Raw genomic sequence first — 18946 nt, 5'->3', positions numbered from 1 at the left:
CTTTGTGCGCTCTTTTTGATGTCGGGTGGCGGCTGCGCCTTACCCGACCTACGAGAATGCAGGCCGGGTAAGCGTCAGCGCCACCCGGCAATTTACAGAATTACTTCACACACGCCGAACACTGGGAAGACTGGATCTGTTTGAAGAAGTCGTTACCTTTGTCATCCACGAGGATGAACGCCGGGAAGTCTTCCACTTCAATTTTCCAGATCGCTTCCATACCCAGTTCCGGGTACTCCACGCACTCCAGGCTCTTGATACTGCCCTGCGCCAGCACCGCTGCCGGGCCGCCTATGCTGCCGAGGTAGAAGCCGCCGTGCTTGTGGCACGCGTCCGTCACCTGCTGGCTGCGGTTGCCTTTCGCCAGCATGATCATGCTGCCGCCGTTGGCCTGCAACTGGTCGACGTAGGAGTCCATACGGCCCGCTGTGGTTGGGCCTAACGAGCCGGAAGCATACCCGTCAGGCGTTTTTGCCGGGCCTGCGTAGTAGATCGGGTGATCTTTAATGTACTGCGGCAGCCCTTCGCCGTTGTCCAGGCGCTCTTTCAGCTTCGCATGGGCGATGTCGCGGCCCACGATAATCGTCCCGTTCAGGGAAAGGCGCGTTGAAACCGGATATTGCGAAAGCTGCGCGAGGATCTCTTTCATCGGACGATTCAGGTCCACGCGAACCGCTTCCCCCTCGCCCGCTTTACGCAGTTCTTCAGGAATATATTTGCCCGGGTTGTTCTCCAGCTTCTCGATCCAGATGCCGTCGCGGTTGATCTTCGCCTTGATGTTGCGATCCGCCGAGCATGAGACGCCCATGCCCACCGGACAGGAAGCACCGTGGCGCGGCAGGCGGATCACGCGAATGTCATGCGCGAAGTATTTGCCGCCAAACTGCGCGCCCAGGCCCAGATTCTGCGCTTCGGCCAGCAGTTCCTGCTCAAGCTGCACGTCCCGGAACGCCTGACCATGTTCGTTACCTTCCGTTGGCAGGCCATCGTAGTATTTGGTTGAGGCCAGCTTAACGGTTTTCAGGGTGCTTTCGGCAGACGTACCGCCAATCACAAACGCGATATGGTACGGCGGGCAGGCCGCGGTGCCGAGGGTGCGCATCTTCTCGACCAGATAATTCTTCAGCTTGCCCGGGGTAAGCAGCGCTTTGGTTTCCTGGTAAAGATAGGTTTTGTTGGCTGAACCGCCGCCTTTGGCGATGCAGAGGAATTTGTACTCGTCACCGTCGACGCTGTAGAGGTCAATCTGCGCAGGCAGGTTGGTGCCGGTGTTCACCTCTTTGTACATATCCAGCGCCGCGTTTTGCGAATAGCGCAGGTTGTCTTCGGTGTAGGTATTGTAAACGCCGCGCGCCAGCGCCGCTTCGTCACCGCCGCCGGTCCAGACGCGCTGGCCTTTTTTACCGGTGATAATCGCCGTGCCGGTGTCCTGGCAGGTCGGCAGAATGCCTTTCGCCGCGATATCAGAGTTACGCAGGAATTGCAGAGCAACGTACTTATCGTTCTCACTGGCTTCCGGGTCGCTCAGGATATCAGCAACCTGCTGCTGATGCGCCGGACGGAGCATAAAGGAAGCATCATGGAAGGCTTGCTGCGCCAGCAACGTCAGCGCCTGCGGGTCAACTTTGAGGATCTCCTGCCCTTCAAACTCAGAGACAGAAACGTAATCGCGGGTTAACAGGTAATACTCGGTCTGATCCTGACTGAGGGGGAAAGGATCCTGATAATGGAAGGGTTTATTCGACATTGTTCTCTCACTTACTGCTTCGGTCTGTTTATTCAGGGCAGATGTTCCGCTGCCCGGCTTAAAAGCGAGTCAGCTTATCCTACACAATTTTTTAACAAAAACTGAGACTAGTACGACTTTTTACATCCGCAGGTTACTTCCATTCGGTTTATTGCTTTAATACGCGGAGTTAATTCCACATATGAATCAGGGCTTGATAATGCAAAAACTCATCAACTCAGTGCAAAACTACGCCTGGGGAAGTAAAACTGCGTTAACGGATCTCTACGGTATCGCCAACCCGGACAACCTGCCGATGGCAGAGCTGTGGATGGGCGCGCATCCGAAGAGCAGCTCAAAAATTGAAGATGCCAGCGGCCAGGTTCGCAGCCTGCGTGACGTCATCGACGCCGACAAAGCCGCACTGCTCGGCGATAAAGTGGCGAATCGTTTTGGTGAGCTGCCGTTTCTGTTCAAGGTATTGTGCGCCGACCAGCCGCTCTCCATTCAGGTTCACCCGAACAAAAAAGCCTCTGAGCTGGGCTTTGCCAAAGAAAATGCCGCCGGTATTCCGTTAGACGCCGCAGAGCGTAACTACAAAGATCCTAACCACAAGCCGGAACTGGTTTTCGCCCTGACCCCTTTCCTGGCGATGAATGCCTTCCGCGAGTTTTCCGAGATCATCTCCCTGCTGCAACCGGTCGCCGGGGCTCACAACGCGATCGCCCATTTCCTGGAAAACCCGAACGCAGAAGCCTTGAGCGAGCTGTTTGCCAGCCTGCTGAATATGCAGGGCGAGGAAAAATCCCACGCGCTGGCGGTGCTTAAAGCCGCGCTGAACAGCCAGCAGGGTGAGCCATGGGACACCATTCGCGTAATTTCCGCGTTTTATCCGGACGACAGCGGTCTCTTCTCTCCGCTGCTGCTGAACGTGGTGAAGCTCAACCCGGGCGAAGCAATGTTCCTGTTCGCTGAAACCCCGCACGCCTACCTGAACGGCGTGGCGCTGGAGGTGATGGCTAACTCCGATAACGTACTGCGCGCGGGCCTGACGCCAAAATACATCGACATCCCTGAGCTGGTTGCCAACGTGAAGTTCGTGGCGAAACCTGCTGCGGAGCTGCTTACGCAGCCGGTGAAAAACGGCGCAGAGCTGGACTTCCCGATTCCGGTTGACGATTTTGCCTTCTCGCTGCACGACCTCAGCGCAGACGAAACCGCCATTGCACAGGAGAGCGCAGCGATCCTGTTCTGTGTAGAAGGCGAAGCGACGTTGCATAAAGATAGCGAGCGTCTGGTGCTTAAACCGGGTGAATCCGCCTTTGTCGCGGCCAACGAGTCGCCTGTCCGGGTGAGCGGCACCGGTCGCCTGGCGCGTGTTTTTAATAAGCTTTAGGGACTTACTGAATTTTTTAACAACTCTTGCTAAGCTAGTAACAGGCGTTGTAACACCAGGCGGTTTTAACCGCCTGGTTTCATTTTAGGGATAATCGCAATGAAAAAATCGGTCGTAGCGGTAGGAGTGATTGTTGCTTTAGGCGTGATCTGGACGGGTGCTTCCTGGTATACCGGGAAACAGCTGGAAAGCCGTCTGGCAGAGATGATGACGCAGGCAAACAGCGAGATTAAGCGCAGCGCGCCTGAAGCAGGTCTGGAGCTGAGCTACCAGAACTACCAGCGTGGCGTGTTTACCAGCCATATGCAGGTGGTGGTGAAGCCGGTTGCGGGTAATCAGAACGCCTGGCTGAAACCGGGCCAGAGCGTGGTGCTGGATGAAGTGGTCAGCCACGGTCCGTTCCCGCTGGCGCAGTTGAAAAAGTTTAACCTGATCCCCTCCATGGCATCCGCCAGAACCGTACTGGTGAATAACGAGGTGACGAAGCCGATTTTCGATATGGCGAAAAATGAGTCGCCGTTTGAGATCAATACCCGCATCAGCTATGCCGGTGATACGCATTCCGACATCGACCTGAAAGCCCTGAATTACGAACAAGGCACCGACAAAGTCGCCTTCAGCGGCGGTAATTTCCAGCTTGATGCCGATCGCGACGGCAAGAATGTCTCCCTGACCGGCGATGCCGCCAGCGGCCTGGTGAATTCAGTCAATGAATATAACCAGAAGGTTCAGCTTACCTTCAACAACCTTAAAGCCAGCGGCAATAGCCGTATGACCGATTTTGATGAGCGTATCGGCGACCAGAAACTGAGCCTCGATAAGATCGCCATTGCGATCGAAGGCAAAGAGATGGCGGTGCTGGAAGGCATGGATCTGGACGGTAAGTCTGACGTCTCCAAAGACGGTAAAAGCATCAACACCCAGCTGGATTACAGCCTGAAAAGCCTGAAAGTACAGAATCAGGATCTGGGTACCGGTAAGCTGTCTCTGAAAATCGGCAACATTGACGGCCAGGCGTGGCATGAATTCAGTCAGAAATACAGTAAAGAGAGCCAGGCTCTGCTGACCGATGCCGCCCTGCAACAGAACCCGCAGGCGTACCAGCAGCAGGCGATGACGGTGCTGTTTAATAACCTGCCGATCCTGCTGAAGGGCGAGCCGGTGATTACCGTTGCGCCACTGAGCTGGAAAAACGGCAAAGGCGAAACCAACTTCAACCTGTCGCTGTTCCTGAAGGATCCGGCCGCTGCGACCGGCGAACCGCAGACCCTGGCGCAAGAAGTTGACCGCAGCGTGAAATCGCTCGACAGCAAGCTGACCATCCCGATGGATATGGCGACCGAGTTCATGACGCAGATTGCGAAACTTGAAGGGTATGGTGAAGAAGATGCAGGGAAACTGGCAAACCAACAGGTGAAAGGCCTGGCGGCGATGGGCCAGATGTTCCGCATCACGAAGGTGGAAGACAACACCATTTCCACCAGCCTGCAATATGCGAATGGCCAGGTGACGCTCAACGGCGACAAAATGCCGCTGGAAGAGTTTGTCGGTATGTTTGGTATGCCGACGCTGGGCATGCCGGCACCGGCTGAACCGGCAGCGCCGCCGGCAGTACCGCAGCAGTAAACGAAAAACCCCTCGCATGAGGGGTTTTTTATTACCGGGTGGCGCTGACGCTTACCCGGCCTCCGATCCTGAGTCGTTGTAGGCCCGTGCAAGCAAAGCGTTTACTTCACCGTCACTAACCGCGCAGCCACAATCTGATGCCCGGCCTGCACGTCCGTATTTTCAATGCGCTGCATGATCCTGTCTGCCAGGGTGTACCCCATCTCACGAGCCGGCGTCGTCGCCCAGACGATGGGGAGATCGTCTAACGCATTTTCACCGACATCCGCAAATGCCCCCAGCGCCACCTGATGGCCGAAGAACGTTTCTACCCCGCCCTCACCGCTCTGGCGTCCGGCGCGGATCAAACCGAACCACGCCCCCATCGCAATGACGTCGTTATAGCAAATCACCGCGCTGATCGTCGGGCTGTTGCGAAGCAGCGTGCCGATGGCTTCCGCGGCTTTTTTCTGGCTGGATTCACACTCCACCACCCATTCGCTGTGAAACGGCAGGCCGTATTTGATGAGCGTGGAGCAGTAACCGCCCACCCGCTCGGCACGCGTCAGGGACGAGCTTTTACCGCCGAGCCAGGCGATGCGCTGATGGCCGCGATGAATAAGATGCTCGGTCAGCATTTGCGCGGCCTGCATGTTATCTGGCCGAAGGGTATCGGCTTCGTCGAGATAGCTGGCGCGCGACGCAAACACCAGCGGTACGCCTTTCTGCGCCGCGCGCTCACACAATTCACTGCCCACGCCGGACGCGCCGGCCACGATCACCCCATCCACCCCTTGCGTCAGCAGCATATCCAGCCTGGAGAGCAGCTGCTCCGGTTCGCGCCCACCGTGGAGCAGGAAAACCATTCGCCCCTGAGCCTCAAGCGCCTCGGTAAGCCCGGCGGTCAGTTCCGCATAAAACGACGACGCGAGGTCGCGAACGATCAGCCCTATCACCCCGCTTTGCCCACCGCGCAGCGCCGACGCCTGGCGATTACGCACAAAGCCCAGCTGCTCAACGGCCTCGTTGACGCGCTGACCCGTTGCAGGAGAGATGCGCCCCTTCCCGCTCAATACCAGCGAAACGGTGCTGACGGAAACCCCCGCCGCGAGCGCGACATCGTTGATGGTGATCTTTTTCGCTACAGCCATGTGGTGGCGTGACTCCTTGATAATGAGATCGCTAAAACGTTTTATCAATACGTTATCTTTATACTACCAGTAAAAGCCTGAGAATGTGATTTAGCGCGCACTAAAGTTTGATAAAACGTTTTATCTTCTCGCCCCATCGAGGTCGTTAAATCTCTTTCTACCATTTAAGGAGTCGTTTTATGACGACGAAAGCAGCACAAAAAATATCGCTGTGGGAGTTTTTCCAGCAACTGGGTAAAACCTTTATGCTGCCCGTGGCGCTTCTCTCTTTTTGCGGGATCATGCTGGGGATCGGCAGCTCGTTAAGCAGCCACGACGTCATTACCCTGATCCCTTTCCTCGGAAATCCGGTACTTCAGGCGATCTTCATCTGGAGACTATTAAGTCTTTTAACGAAGTGGCTTGATGTTGGATTGATGTGCGGTAACTTCTGCTATGTTGCCGCGATACGATTTGTCATGTGCAATGAACTAACGTCGTTTCGCGGTCACTTTATGCCCCACTCATGCCCCATCACACCACCCTGTCATCCTGCATCACGCTGTTGATGAAGAACGTCACCCGCCCCATCACCTCAACCTCTTCCGCAGCCTCCCCCTCTATCGCTTCACCATCATCACAAATCAGCGCCCTGCCCATGACCCTGGCAAACTGAGTCCGTCCGCCGTTGAGGATTAGCAGAACCTGATTCTGAACCAGTCTGGTGCACGGCTCGATAACCGCAAAGCCAGACGAGGTTTCGAGGATGCGGCTGTCCATGCCGATCCCGCAGATAATTTCCGGAGATAAACGCGGTGCTACGAAATCAGCCGCCGGTGAAGGGAATCCCATCAGTGCACCCTCCCCATGTTACGCAGGATCCAGTACCTGTTGTCGCTACCGTCTGTCGTCTTGTCAGCGAAGTCTTTTTGGTATCGCTCTATCCAGGCATTCGCTTCTTCGCGCGTGTAGTGCCAGTTGAATTCCCGCAATTTCTCTACGAATGCGTCTGTGCTCAGGTAACGATACCCCTTGGGGTTTAACTCTATGGCCGCAACAAACGCGGCATGAATGTCTGCTGTGCGTGGCATAATCACCTCACAAAATAACTGTATGTATATACAGTATCGTCAAATATGAGGGTCGATCAAGTTTCACAGTGGTGCTAAACTTCAGACCTTTCCGAATTCACTGATTTTTATAATGTTAAAGTTATTCGACAAGTACACATCAATAGGTGTTATCAACATGCTTAAATGTTCTGAAATTGAGCCAGGATGGAGTTAATAATGTTCAGAAATCAATATGCTATATCAGACGCCTCGCTAAGAGGAATCATCACCCCCGACATGGAATGGCACGGAATGAGCGTACACCTAGGGGAGGGATCAGAGGTTTGCGCTAATGACAATTGTCTAATCATAGGCAAAATCGTCAATAGTTGCGACCCTGGCATGTCGCCTAGAGATATAGTAGACGCTGTATCATCATGCGATAGCCTTGAAAGTGTTTTCGAATTTACCGATGGGATGGCGGGAAGGTACGTAATTGCTTTCATCATAAATTCAGATGTATATATGCTGACTGATGCTTGCGGATTCAAAAGAGCGCTATTTATGATGCATAATGGCGCAAAATTAATTACTTCATCTGAAAATTACGCTGCTCACATATTTGGATTTAACACAGTTATTAATGAAAATATAAAAGAGATGATGCGTGATGAAGCCTACAGAAGAAAAGAAAGCCCATGGTTTGGAGTAACTTCTATAGATGAAAGGTTCAGATATTTAATACCAAACCACTACCTGTCTATACGTGATTTTTCGTTGCATCGCATGCCGTCCCCAAGGATTGGTGGTGATGCAATTGCCATCTCGTCATCAATGATAAGGAATACAATTTCAGCACTCTCTGAAAGGTATAAATTGATGCAGCCTATAACGGCTGGCATTGACAGCAGGATTCTTCTTGCGGCATCTGAATCTGTTAAAGATAGCATCGATTATTATGTATTTGGAGAGGAAAACTCAAACCACGAAGATGTGTCCATTCCCAAAGAGTTATCCAAGATAGTGGGTGTAAATTTCAATGCTATAACCCCTCCGTCCGCACCAAATGAGTTCAAAAATGAAATCAAAAAAACAGTTCTTGGTGGGAGGGATTTGCCTAAGATTGATAATATATACTACCACTATAAAAACTCTCACTTTGAAAAGGTGAACATTAATGGTAATGGTGCAGAGATATTCAGGTCGTATTATGGCACATCAATATTTGGATTTAGCGCTAAATCGCTCTCCATACTTTCTGGAACTAAAAAATGGCCAATCCTGGAAAGAAAGATTAATGACTGGCTAACCTTAACTGGAGCTAAAAGATATTCTCAAGATAACAACATATCAATTACCGATCTTTTCTACTGGGAGCAAAGAATGGCAATTTGGGGGTCTATGTTCCCCTTAGAGCAAGATATCGCAATGGATGAGGTGTCCCCATTTAGCAATAGAAAATTAATTTTCACAATGCTGAGCGAACCTTCAATAAAACGCAGATCTCCTGATTTCAAATCGGCCACTTTGTTGATTGAATATTTGGATAGCAGGTTAAATAAAGTTCCTGTCAATCCTAAATCATCAAGCACTATTCTAGACCTTGTAAAGGCTCACACAATAACTCAGCTAATTGTTAAGAAAATAATCTAACAATTCAATTTATAAATATCGGGGCTTGCCACCCCGATATTTATTTAATTCGTACAAATGCTGTGCATTTAAGTGATTGATAGGGTTCTTATGTCATTGCTGGCAGGAGAAGTCATTACTATTTGCGTGACGTCCTGCCCTGACACTGTGTAGGTTAGTATTATATTGCCAGCAGATCCAATGTTGAAATTCTGCTTAGCTCCAGATACACCAATCGCTCTTGCGTTAGTGAGAGTATATGTACCTCCAGCAGAAAAGCCAGTGGCTATAACAAAATGCTGGCCAACTTTGAATGGCACTGACATAGTAGCGGATGTTGACTCGACAGTAGCAAACGGCAGGCTAGGCTGTTTAACCCCCGTCACATCCCAGAACTCACAGTTTACTTTTTACTGGTGATTCAAGTGCAATTCCTAATTAGATTTGCCGCAATAATATGCGTTATTCAATTGATAAGAAATCCTGCCTTTTCTGTAGCTACTACGATGGATGTATTGATGATCGTTATTTGTGCACAATCAGAGTACGTCCGTTACAAGCAACGCACTCCAGGGAAGTGATTAAATATCTAAGAACGTTGCCTGATAACTAACCACAAGTGCTGTGGCGCTGGGCGTATAAACTCCGATTGTACCGCCAGTTGCGGGGAATGCAGATGTGCTGTAAGAACCAGTTGCACCATCGGCCACCACAATTGATGGCTTCCCGTCAGCACCATAATACATGCCCACGTTAAGCTCTCCTGTTGCCGCCACCGATGTGTTTACCATCGATGACTCTACGATTGCGCCGGCGACAATATTTCCAATGAAGAACGTTCCAGTTCTCCTCTGAATGATAGTGCCCGATCCCAGCACATCATCATAGAAAACAACCAAGCCAGAGAGATCGACCATCGATTTAACTTTTGCGCTCGCTGCGAGCCGTGCGACCCCGCCGAATGTATTTGGCAGAAACGCGCCTGGGTGCGATGACATCCTTGGGTGTGCCGTTTTGTCCAGCGAAGATGCTCTATACACACGCTGAATGAAAGTTGAAGCGCTGAAATTAAGGCGAATATCTCTGTAATCACTTCCCATTTCGCTAAATCGCGTTGCCATGATATAAGGCGCATAGACGTTTGCTGGAGCACCATCGTAACTAAGTGTTATGACGTTAAGGCCATATCTCAGCTTACAAACCCCGGTTGTCAAAGTCTTGGCATCACCCAGCAATGTTCCGTTAGAAGACAGCTTCAAGGCGCTAGCAATCGTCCTTTTTGCCTCATCACCGGCATCAACAAGCGAAATGCCAGCTGGTGATGTCACCGTAACAGTGTGCGCGCGCCCAGTTGTAGAGAACGCGTGGGTAAAGGGCTCAAGGATTGTCAGATATGAGTCATTATCCTCAACAAAAACAATCCCTGTGATTGATACATTTTCATTAGCAGGGGACCAGCCAACAATTTGTTTCATCATTGCGAGATAGCCATTGCCACTCGCCACTCTTGGAGTAGCCTGATAATGAGCACCAGTTGCTGCGCCAACACAGTCGAAATATTTATTCGTGTAAGGAATAAGTGTTTCGCCAGCCTTAATGCGAGGTATGTGGTTTTTAGCTAGCTGATATGCAACTGCGCTGCCAATTGCCGCGTGCCCCATCGGTTGCGGGTGGGTAATATCATAAGAATTATCTGCTTTGATATACAGGTCACTAATATTAGTCGCTGCGCAATTGGTGTAGTTCTCCAGATAATCGCTGGCATCAATATAGGAAACGTTTTTGTAATTCTTGAAAACATGGTCCTTTAGTGAGCTTTCGATTGTGGCGCGGGTTCTGTCGTTACGGTTAACCGTAACAAGAACAACAGCAGACCCATATCCTGTTGCTTTTCTGATAAATGCGTCCATTTTATCTAAATAGTCATCGAAGTTGGTGACATCATAGTCGTTCCAGCCCATAGACATGATACATATCTTTGGAGCGGAATTTTTATAGGCGGAATTCTGGAAGAAACCATAGTCAAAGTTACGATAAGCCCAGCCGTCCGACAACTTCATCCCGCTTAAAGAAGCGTTATAGGCTTTAAAAATCGGCACGTCACCGCGACGACTCACGATCAGATTAAGAATATAGGTCATGTGAGCAAACCATGAACGCGACCCACCATTAGTTCCAGCACTGTGGTCGTAGTTTGTTGAATTGAGGTTGAAGTCAGGAGACCCAGTATTAGGGTTAGATGTATAACCCTGTTTTCCCCATGCCCCATCAGTGATTGAATCCCCCACTGCTCCAATGCTAAATTCTGCTGGGTAGTTGATTAAGCCCTGATTAATTAATTCAGAGGCGGAAAACTTCGCTCCATCGGTAGATAATGCGACATCAAATATATGCTCATTACCCCACTGGTCACGGGTCAGTAATTTCCCTTTACCTACAAATTTTCTAACGTCGTCAGTAGGTAGTAAGTTGCATCTCACTGACACACCTTCTGGGATATAAACCTTTTTGACTTGCGCGTACACGGCATCTCTGCTGTTAACTGTTAAGTTATTAGTAACTTCAGTTATCATTACATAATCAGTTACTGAGTTCAGATACTGACTTACAGTTCCGGCATTATGACCGATCATTGATGAGCCTGAGCTTGACGCAAGCATGGCCCTAAGGGTCGCATCACCTATACCGATCCATGCGCCTACCCCCACACCGCCTGAGGATGCCGGAGTAGAGCCAGCAGGCACCGTTTTCGGCAATGAGCCATCCCAGCGGTAATATTCGCCGTCAGTTGTGTCTTTCAAAATCTGGTTTGGAAGCGTTAGGGTTGCGCCAGCCTGGAATGTGCCAACAGGAATCCAGCCATATTGAGCGATGGCCTGTTGAGCCAACCAGCGCAGGCCTTCAATGGTGTAATGCGCCTGTCCAAATCGGTCGATGTATTGCAGAGCCAGAGACGACACGAACTCGTCAATTTTCCCGGCGTTAAACTTCAGGTCGCGCGGTGATTCGCTTGGTACAGGCAGGTTGGTAGGTGTAGTAGCCATATTTATTCCATAAAAAAACCCGGCGCGGTGGCCAGGTCTGGTTGGTCGGGGACGGTTCTTATTGATAGATAGCGTCGCTGTATTCTGCGACGGTCAGAGATACCGTGTTATCTGTGTTCGGTTTGATGCTGTTGACCGTCCATAGCTGACTGTCCAGTTCCTCCACCGTCGCAATGAGATAGCGCGACGGGAGCTGCACAGTGTCACCGTTCCATATGTTGAGGTGAATGTTAGGGATAGCCGCGGTGAATCCGTACTTCGTGTCGCTACGGGCCGTCGCCGGATAGCGCAGCGTCGGGTTACCCAGACTGTCGGTCACCAGAACGTACATTGAACCGGTAAACGCGATCGGCTCGCTGGTATCAAAGTTATTCCCGGCGCGGCCGGTGATGTAACCCTGCTGCTGGTTGCTGTCGTAGATATCAGGCATCTGAATGACGCTGCCAACCTGGATAATTCCGTCCTCAAACACTTTGGCGTTCATCTTCACGCGCGAGTAGATCAGGCGTTTGGTTTCGCGTAATGCGCGCTCCCGGGACTGATACTCGTTACGGAAGCCGACTATCTCCAGCTTGTTCGGGTTTTCCGCTTCCTGCTCGACGATGGCGCCATTCAGCACGCGGTAGTTGATGTACGTCTTGTTGTTCGTTGTGGGGTGAACATAGGACACTTGGACGCCGTCATAACCGCCGGGAAGAGTGGCTTCGTACGTCATTTTGTACTCGTCAGTCTTCATGTTCGCCCGGTTGAATACGGCCGCCGGGTAGTCAACCTTCTGATCGCGGGTAAACGTCAGTACTCCGTCATCCCAGTACGCCACAACCGACGCAGCATTGCAGATCGCCTGCACGCGGTCGCCCAGTGAGTCGTTCTCGTCGTCAAACGTGTAGTCGAAGTATCCCAGGCGCTCGTCAGGCAGGCTTTCAGCAATAGAGTATAGACCGTACAGGTCGATGCTGCTGACCGGCTGCTCGCCCATAATCAGCCAGGTATGCGCCACCGCATCAGCGAACGAGCGCGACGGCCGCAGCGTGTAATCCACCGCCTGCGTGTCCAGGTCGTATGTAATGGTATGGCGCGTCACCAGCGCGTTATATTTGCGCTCGCGGCTTCCTAGGGCATTCTCGGTCGCCCGGACTTTTACACGTACCAGCGTGTCGGTCGGATGAACGACGTTTGTCCTGATGTTGATGCTATGGATTTCTTCGACCTTCAGCAATGAAGCGTCGCCTGAGTTGTCCGTGCGCTGGAAGCTGACCGCGTATTTCCCGAACCCCCCGGTCGGAGTGATCTTGTCGGTTCGGTAAAACACTTCGCTGGTCGACTGGTGCGGCGTCGTCTGCCGGTACGTAAACGTCTGCTGCGTTCCCGGCACCTGGTTGTAGTCGTCGTCGATTTTCCAGATGACAACCTTCCAGTTTGTCTCCTTCTTACCACCGAGGCTGGACTGTGTATGCAGCCACAGCTGCGTTGACTCGACCGGGGAAAAGAACGGCCCAACCACCAGCGCCTCGTTATCGTTGAGGATGAATTTCGTTGTGTTGATCGTGGCATTCGCCGGGATGTCCTGCGGACCCTCCAGCTGGTTCATCGTGAACGTGTACCAGCGCACCGGGTTAACAACCGCGCCGTCGTTTGTTTCAACGGCGGAAATCAGCGTGCCGGAGAATGTAGCATCGGTAGTAACGTTGCCGGAGGCGGTGCTGTACGTCACGTTGATGGTGAAGGTAACCGCGTGCGGCAGAACCAGCCCCATGAAATAGTCGAACTCAGCCTGCTTAACGATTTTCATCGCTATCTGGCCGCCGGAATACGTTCCGCAGACAACCGTGTTTGCCGTTGCTGTTTCGATCGGGAAGTCGCTGGCTTCGTTCTGACCGGGAACTTCCTGACCGTCGACGTCATCGAATCCGTACCCCTCAACGATCTGCGGGATAACTTCGCCAGGCTGGAAGAACTGGAATTCGGCACCGGCCAGAGAGCCCAGGCTGGATTCTGAGTAGCGCACTGACTCATAATCGTATTTGCCGATCCCGATACACATCCACTCTGTAACGTACTTCAGGCCGCCGTCGGTGGACGTCTGGTGCACGTATTCGAATACTGATTCTTGAATCAGATCCGGGAACGAACGAATCTGGCCATAGATATCCGGCTTGGCCTTATATACGCGCGCGGTGTTTGTCTGACCGGTCAGACTATTGTTCGGTGAGTCGACGGTATTACCGCCGTTGTTTGCAATAGCTGGCTTCGGCGCCAGGAAAGAAAACACCTGACCAACCACTTTGAAGATCGGACTGAGGATGTCGCCGACAATGCCCTTCGGCTGGTCGAATATCTGGATGTGGTCCAGCTCACCCAGCTCAAAAGCCAGTTCGTCATCGTCGCCCAGCTTCACACCATTGCGGACGATCAGCAGGTCGCGGTGGAAAGTAGCGTCATTGGCCGCCAGCCAGTCATAAAAAAGGGTGCCGCTTGGCACCCTGCAACGCAGCTTAGGCGTTCCTGGGAAGTTCGATATCTCAACCAGCGCCATACGAAAAGTACTCCACTTTGGTGAATGCCCGCTGAATGACCAGCAACGAGTCCATGCGCACGCTTCCGTTCTCTCCACGCGAGTGCAGCGCCTGCCGGTTCAGTACCAGGCCAACGTGTGCCGGTTGCGTGCCGCGGTACCCGACGAATATCCCGCCCTCGACCGGCTTATCTGCCTGGCACCAGAAAACAACGTCGCCCTGATAGCAGGTGAAGAAGTCTGCCCCGGCTTCGTAGTCCGGCGTCTGGTGCAGCTCAATGCCGAGGACGTGACGGTAATACAGGACCACCAGCCCCCAGCAATCGACTTTCTCGAGCGAGCAGGCCCGGTTAGCCCAGGGCACGCCGATCACCTTGCTAACAAAATCAGAGGTATTGCAGGCCGGTATATTCCGTTGGGTCATAGAGCCTTCCAATGTTGTTGTTCAGCGGATTTGTGACAGACAGGGTTACCGAGGCGGAGTCTGCGTCGATGTCCACCGTCTTAACGTAGAGCCGCCACGACTTTATCGGCACCGACACATCGCCGCTGTCGAATATCTGCCGCGTGGCCGTAATAGCTGTTAGCCGCGCCGCCCCCTTCCACTGCTTCATCAGCGTTTTGATGTCAGACGACAGCCGCCCTAATTTCACCGTCGCGTCGATTACCGGCGTGCCGCTCTGCTGGCTCTCTTCGATTTCAAAGCGCGCTGGCGTGTACGTCTGGCCGCCGAGCGTCTTCGGGAAGAACTGCTTATCGACCAGGCGGACGTAGCCAAAGGATGGATGGTAGAACGTGATGGTGTCGTACAGTCCGCGCGTCGGGCGCTGCTGCTTATAAGCTCTGAAGGTAGGCATCACGGCACTCTCGGTAAAGATTCCGGATCGCGACCGTCCGGATAGCCAGTCACCACGATATCAAGCACTGAAGGCCACGGCGGAGGCAGCTCAACAATTACGTCGTCAAACTCGTCGTCAGCGTTGTACAGATGGTTGGCAATAACGGTTCCCGTCCAGGTCACCACCCCGCCGTCGATACTGGTTTGCACCGGCATCTGCGTGAAGTGAAGCTCCTGGAGTTGCAGACCGCTTCCGCCCAGATTGATATTCATCCGGAACCAGTTCAGTCCACGGTTGAGATAATTCGGGCTTCGTAGCCACTGCTGGAAAGCTCGCTCTTCAGCCAGGGTGAATATCCACGTCAGTGACCAGGTCACTTTCAGGTCGTCGGTCTGGTTCTCAAAGATAGCCGGGCCGACCGCTGGCTGATCGGTCTGGAACCCGGTATCGAGTGTCATGTTTTTGCTGGCCTTCTGCGCCAGCGGCAGCCAGTCGGGATAGTCGATAATTGGCATCAGCCCTGCCCCCTTGGCGTGCGCTTAACGTTCAAATTGCTGGTAATAGCCTGGCTTGCTGGTCCACCATTATTCATGTCAGCGATGAATGCATCGATAGTCCAGGTGCCGTCACTGCCCTGCGTAGCCTGTGCATCGACCGACGCTGAAGAGTAATTGTTGATATTCAAAATTACCCCGCCACCGCCTCCGGCAGTCATTTCCTTGTTGCTGATAACCCTGCCGTTGTCGCCCGGTATCATGTACTGCTTACCGGTACTGGCCTGGTAAATCTCCGGCTTCCCTCGCTCACCGACCTGATACATGCTTCCCGCTGACACAGGTCCGCCATTGTATCTGGCCCCAGCCAAAGCCAGCCCCTGAGCAAGCCCAACGGTAGATGCAATACCAGCCATCGCAGGTGCTGAGTTAGCGCCAAAGGATGCCAGGCTGGCTAGCGCTGCGGCAGGAGCCCATGCAGCCGCCGTCGTGGTCGCCATACCGACAGAAGCAGCGGTAGAAGCTGCGCCCAACGTCTGCCCGATAATGAAGTTTTTGAGGGCCTCTACTCCAACCTGGACTAGCGCATTTACCACGCTGTTCAGCATCGTATTCCCGAGCGAACGCATAGCATCCTGCGCTGACATCGTTCCGGTGATCAGCCCGGTTAACGCATTAGATGCATTACCTGAAAACGCATCTACTGCACTTGTCAGCATGCTGTACCCCAGGCTCTGCTGGCTAAGAAGCTCCCATTGTGCAGCAGTTCTTTGCTGCTCATACTGCGTATCGGCAGCATTTTTAAGGGCTAATGCATTCTGGTGAGCTAATAACCCCTGCTGCTCGAACTGTTGGATAAGGGCCAGTTGCTGTGCGTGCTGATTAGCTAATTGCTGCACTGGATCAACCTGTGCAACTGCCTCTTGCTGTGGCGTCACCGCCTGCTGCGCGCGGATTTTTGCGAGGTTTGCCTGGTGAGTTGCCTCCAGTCTCTCAGATGTCTGATTGAACTGCTCCTGACTGATTTTCTTAGCAGCCAGAGCGGTATTCAGATCCTGAACATCCTGCTTATAGCTTGCGTTTTCGCGCGCTTCTGGCAGGAGTTTCTCGGCTGCGGCCTGCGCTTTCAGTGCGGTGGCCGTATCCCATTTTGCTGCAGCATACTTCCCAGCCAACTCAATGTCTTTTTGAGTTGCTGCAGCACCAAGAGATTGCTGGGCGGCAAGGATAGCCTGTTCTCTACTGAGTTCATTTGTTGAACCAGCCGCCAGCTCCGATTGTTTTTTCAGGTTAGCCAGCTTCTGAGCAACCGACTCAGCAGAAGACGCTGATTTTTTCCCCTGCTGCTCACTCTCTTGTTGAGATTTTTTTCTGGCTTCTTCTGACTTCTCTAAATCATAATTTTCAGCAGCCAGCCTGCCAGCTGCAGAGATTTGATTCTGATTGTCAGTGACCTTGGCAGCCTGCATCCTGGCTTTGGCTATCGCCCGCTCTCTCTCGTCCTGAATTTTAAGTAATTCATTCTGCTCTTCCAGAGTAGCGATAACTTTATCGCCCTCCTTGGTCGCGGGAGATATCTGCAGCGCTTTGGGGTCGAAGCTTTTTCCGGCCTGATTGGCTCGGTTTATTTCATCAGCCGTCTCCCCAAAGGCTTTCGCTACCGCACCCTGAACTTGCTCAAGAGACCAGGATTTTTCGATGAGTTGATCATGAACGCCCATCGCCGTAAGCATGTTGTTCGTGAGTGTGCGAGTCGCCTCAGACGCGGTTTCTTCTGTCCGGGATAATTTATCCTTTGCGGCCTCAAGATCTCGCGTCTTGCGAGCCAGTTCATCAGACACCTCCGCCTGTTGACGGGCGAAATCCGCACCTTGCCCCATAGATTCAGCAACTTCCTGCGCTGCCGGGGTAAAGTTCTGATATCTGTCTCTCAGCGAGTCAACTTCACTCTGCAGATCTGCTACATCCTCTTTCTGAGCTCGAATAGAATTATTGGCATCTGCAATAGCCCCACGCAGCTGCGTGTTCGACATTGCATTCATGGCGGCGTTGAGCTTATCCAGACCATCGGCGAAGGCGATAGCCTCCTCTTTTGCCTGTTGAGCTTTCTGCCAGAAATAGAAGATCGCTCCGGCTGCAAGCATAGCCGCACCAGCTGGACCACCTATAAGAGCAAGTGCACCACGGGCCATTCCGATACCAATTGACGCTGCACGAGCAGCGGTCGCTGCGCGGGCAGATGCTGCAGCCTGGGCAGTTTCAGCCTCGGCAAGAGCAAGAGATGCGGTAGTAGCACGAGTTTTTGCGGCCACAAGAGCATCCATTGCCAGCATCTCTGCAGCGCTACCTTTTGCCACGTTATATTCAGCCTGGGCCAGCGCGAGAGACGAAAGAGCAGCCTCTTTATCAGCCAGAGCCTTACGCTGAGCAGAATTAGCAGCAACCAAAGCTGCTTGTGCCGCCTGACTCTCTGCAACAGCCTGCTGACGGGATGCTGCGATATCAGCGATTTTCGATGAGGTAGCCATGGTCAGCGCACCGACATACCGCGCACCCATTACGCCGGCAACAATCGTGAGCGTAGTGCTGAGAACGTCCAGGTTTTCACTGAGAGAAATGACTGAATCACTGAATATTTTGACGCCAGTTTTTACAGTGGCATTCTCGCCAAAGAACTTCGTGATGTTGTTGTTGGCAATTTCAAGAGACTGGCTGATCGTGGCAGTAGTTTTAGCGAACTCCTGTCCAATTTTATCGCCCTGAGAAAGCAACCCATTCACGATCACATCAGTGGTTAACTTGCCCTCTGCAGCCATGTTTCTGAGCGCCCCAATGCTGACATTCATCGAGTCAGCAAGAGCAATCATGAGCCGGTTGCCCTGCTCGTTCACAGAGTTAAATTCATCACCTCTTAAAGCTCCGGACGCCAGCCCCTGAGCAAGCTGAATGATTGCGTTGCTTGCCTCCTCGGCTGTTGACCCTGAGACCACGAAGCCCTGGTTAATAATGGTTGTCAACCTGGTAATGTCCTCAACACTGACACCATAACTCCGTGTTGATCGCTCGAGACGTGCATAGAGAGTGGCCGTGGCATCGAGACCTGAACGAGTCTTTTGAGAGATGTCAAAAACACGCTCTGTGACATCAGCCATGGTCTCAAAAGGCGGTACGGAATCCCTGACGGCGTTTGCCAGTTTATTACTCAGGTCCTGCCATGCCTGGGCGTATGCGCCGACCTGCTGGACAGAAAGAGCGGCAATGAGCGCTTTCGCGACGCCAGTTAAGCTGGACATAGTGCCTTCAATCGAAGACAGGGATCGTTCAGTGCGGTTTAACCCCGCCTCAAGACGACCCATGCTACCGTTAAGACCATTTAACGCGGCATCGATATCCCGGCGTCCCTGAAGGATCCCGGCGGTGTCCATGTCAACTTCATAAACAATCGTTCCAGCGCTGACAGTACCAGCCATAATCTAATCTCCGGGCAATAAAAAACCCCGCCGTAGAGGGGTT

The 18946-nt window shown here is 52.4% G+C and carries 13 protein-coding genes and 1 pseudogene; 4 read left to right on the top strand and 10 right to left on the bottom strand.

Annotation, left to right across the window (positions count from 1 at the left end):
- Positions 1–100: 100 nt before the first annotated feature.
- The gene (gene fumA, locus ACOTWU_RS14080) at positions 101–1747 is read right to left on the bottom strand and encodes a class I fumarate hydratase FumA (RefSeq protein ID WP_015570656.1); all 1647 of its coding nucleotides are present in this window, start codon (positions 1745–1747) and stop codon (positions 101–103) included.
- Positions 1748–1946: 199 nt separating this feature from the next.
- Here fumA and manA point away from each other — a divergent pair, with 199 nt between their 5' ends.
- Together manA and ACOTWU_RS14070 are read left to right on the top strand one after the other, a co-directional pair.
- On the top strand, positions 1947–3122 hold the full coding sequence (gene manA / locus ACOTWU_RS14075; RefSeq protein ID WP_003857564.1) for a mannose-6-phosphate isomerase: 1176 nt from the start codon (positions 1947–1949) through the stop codon (positions 3120–3122).
- A gap of 99 nt (positions 3123–3221) precedes the next feature.
- Positions 3222–4748 carry a YdgA family protein gene (locus ACOTWU_RS14070; protein ID WP_039270897.1) on the top strand — a complete coding sequence of 509 codons (1527 nt, stop codon included), beginning with the start codon at positions 3222–3224 and terminating at the stop codon, positions 4746–4748.
- Between the two features lie 101 nt (positions 4749–4849).
- Here the strand turns inward: ACOTWU_RS14070 and ACOTWU_RS14065 are convergent, their stop codons facing one another.
- Complete coding sequence (locus tag ACOTWU_RS14065) at positions 4850–5878, bottom strand: Mal regulon transcriptional regulator MalI (RefSeq protein WP_040117574.1); 1029 nt, start codon at positions 5876–5878, stop codon at positions 4850–4852.
- Between the two features lie 179 nt (positions 5879–6057).
- Here ACOTWU_RS14065 and ACOTWU_RS14060 point away from each other — a divergent pair.
- A pseudogene (locus tag ACOTWU_RS14060) lies at positions 6058–6252 on the top strand (PTS sugar transporter subunit IIBC); the annotation flags it as partial.
- A 139-nt stretch (positions 6253–6391) separates the two neighbouring features.
- On the opposite strand, the gene ACOTWU_RS14055 reads toward ACOTWU_RS14060, so the two are convergent.
- Together ACOTWU_RS14055 and ACOTWU_RS14050 are read right to left on the bottom strand one after the other, a co-directional pair.
- The gene (locus ACOTWU_RS14055) at positions 6392–6709 is read right to left on the bottom strand and encodes a hypothetical protein (protein ID WP_126499293.1); all 318 of its coding nucleotides are present in this window, start codon (positions 6707–6709) and stop codon (positions 6392–6394) included.
- Positions 6709–6948: a hypothetical protein gene (locus ACOTWU_RS14050; RefSeq protein WP_246893549.1), complete on the bottom strand. Its 240-nt coding sequence runs from the start codon at positions 6946–6948 to the stop codon at positions 6709–6711. The genes ACOTWU_RS14055 and ACOTWU_RS14050 overlap by 1 nt, the downstream gene beginning before the upstream one ends.
- Before the next feature lie 198 nt (positions 6949–7146).
- On the opposite strand from ACOTWU_RS14050, the gene ACOTWU_RS14045 reads away from it, so the two are divergent.
- Positions 7147–8562, top strand: coding sequence for a hypothetical protein (locus tag ACOTWU_RS14045; protein WP_246893550.1), 1416 nt, complete (start codon positions 7147–7149; stop codon positions 8560–8562).
- A 560-nt stretch (positions 8563–9122) separates the two neighbouring features.
- On the opposite strand, the gene ACOTWU_RS14040 is transcribed toward ACOTWU_RS14045, so the two are convergent.
- The 6 genes from ACOTWU_RS14040 to ACOTWU_RS14015 are packed head-to-tail and all read right to left on the bottom strand — an operon-like array spanning position 9123 to position 18903.
- The gene (locus tag ACOTWU_RS14040) at positions 9123–11585 is read right to left on the bottom strand and encodes a hypothetical protein (protein ID WP_246893551.1); all 2463 of its coding nucleotides are present in this window, start codon (positions 11583–11585) and stop codon (positions 9123–9125) included.
- A gap of 58 nt (positions 11586–11643) precedes the next feature.
- Positions 11644–14121 (bottom strand): host specificity factor TipJ family phage tail protein, encoded by a 2478-nt coding sequence (locus tag ACOTWU_RS14035; protein WP_421625780.1) that lies wholly within the window; start codon positions 14119–14121, stop codon positions 11644–11646.
- Positions 14108–14524 carry an NlpC/P60 family protein gene (locus ACOTWU_RS14030; protein WP_126499340.1) on the bottom strand — a complete coding sequence of 139 codons (417 nt, stop codon included), beginning with the start codon at positions 14522–14524 and terminating at the stop codon, positions 14108–14110. The genes ACOTWU_RS14035 and ACOTWU_RS14030 overlap by 14 nt, the downstream gene beginning before the upstream one ends.
- Complete coding sequence (locus tag ACOTWU_RS14025) at positions 14487–14957, bottom strand: hypothetical protein (RefSeq protein WP_421625779.1); 471 nt, start codon at positions 14955–14957, stop codon at positions 14487–14489. The genes ACOTWU_RS14030 and ACOTWU_RS14025 overlap by 38 nt, the downstream gene beginning before the upstream one ends.
- Positions 14957–15454, bottom strand: coding sequence for a hypothetical protein (locus ACOTWU_RS14020; protein WP_032669794.1), 498 nt, complete (start codon positions 15452–15454; stop codon positions 14957–14959). Before ACOTWU_RS14020 ends, ACOTWU_RS14025 begins: the two co-directional genes overlap by 1 nt.
- Positions 15454–18903, bottom strand: coding sequence for a tape measure protein (locus tag ACOTWU_RS14015; RefSeq protein WP_421625778.1), 3450 nt, complete (start codon positions 18901–18903; stop codon positions 15454–15456). The genes ACOTWU_RS14020 and ACOTWU_RS14015 overlap by 1 nt, the downstream gene beginning before the upstream one ends.
- Between the last annotated feature and the right edge of the window lie 43 nt (positions 18904–18946).

It is taken from the genome of Enterobacter cloacae complex sp. GYL001 (genome assembly GCF_049237125.1).
GTDB classification, from domain to species: Bacteria; Pseudomonadota; Gammaproteobacteria; order Enterobacterales; family Enterobacteriaceae; genus Enterobacter; species Enterobacter hormaechei_C.
Note: the sequence above shows the minus strand (reverse complement) of the source record. Positions and strands in the feature narration are given on the sequence as shown.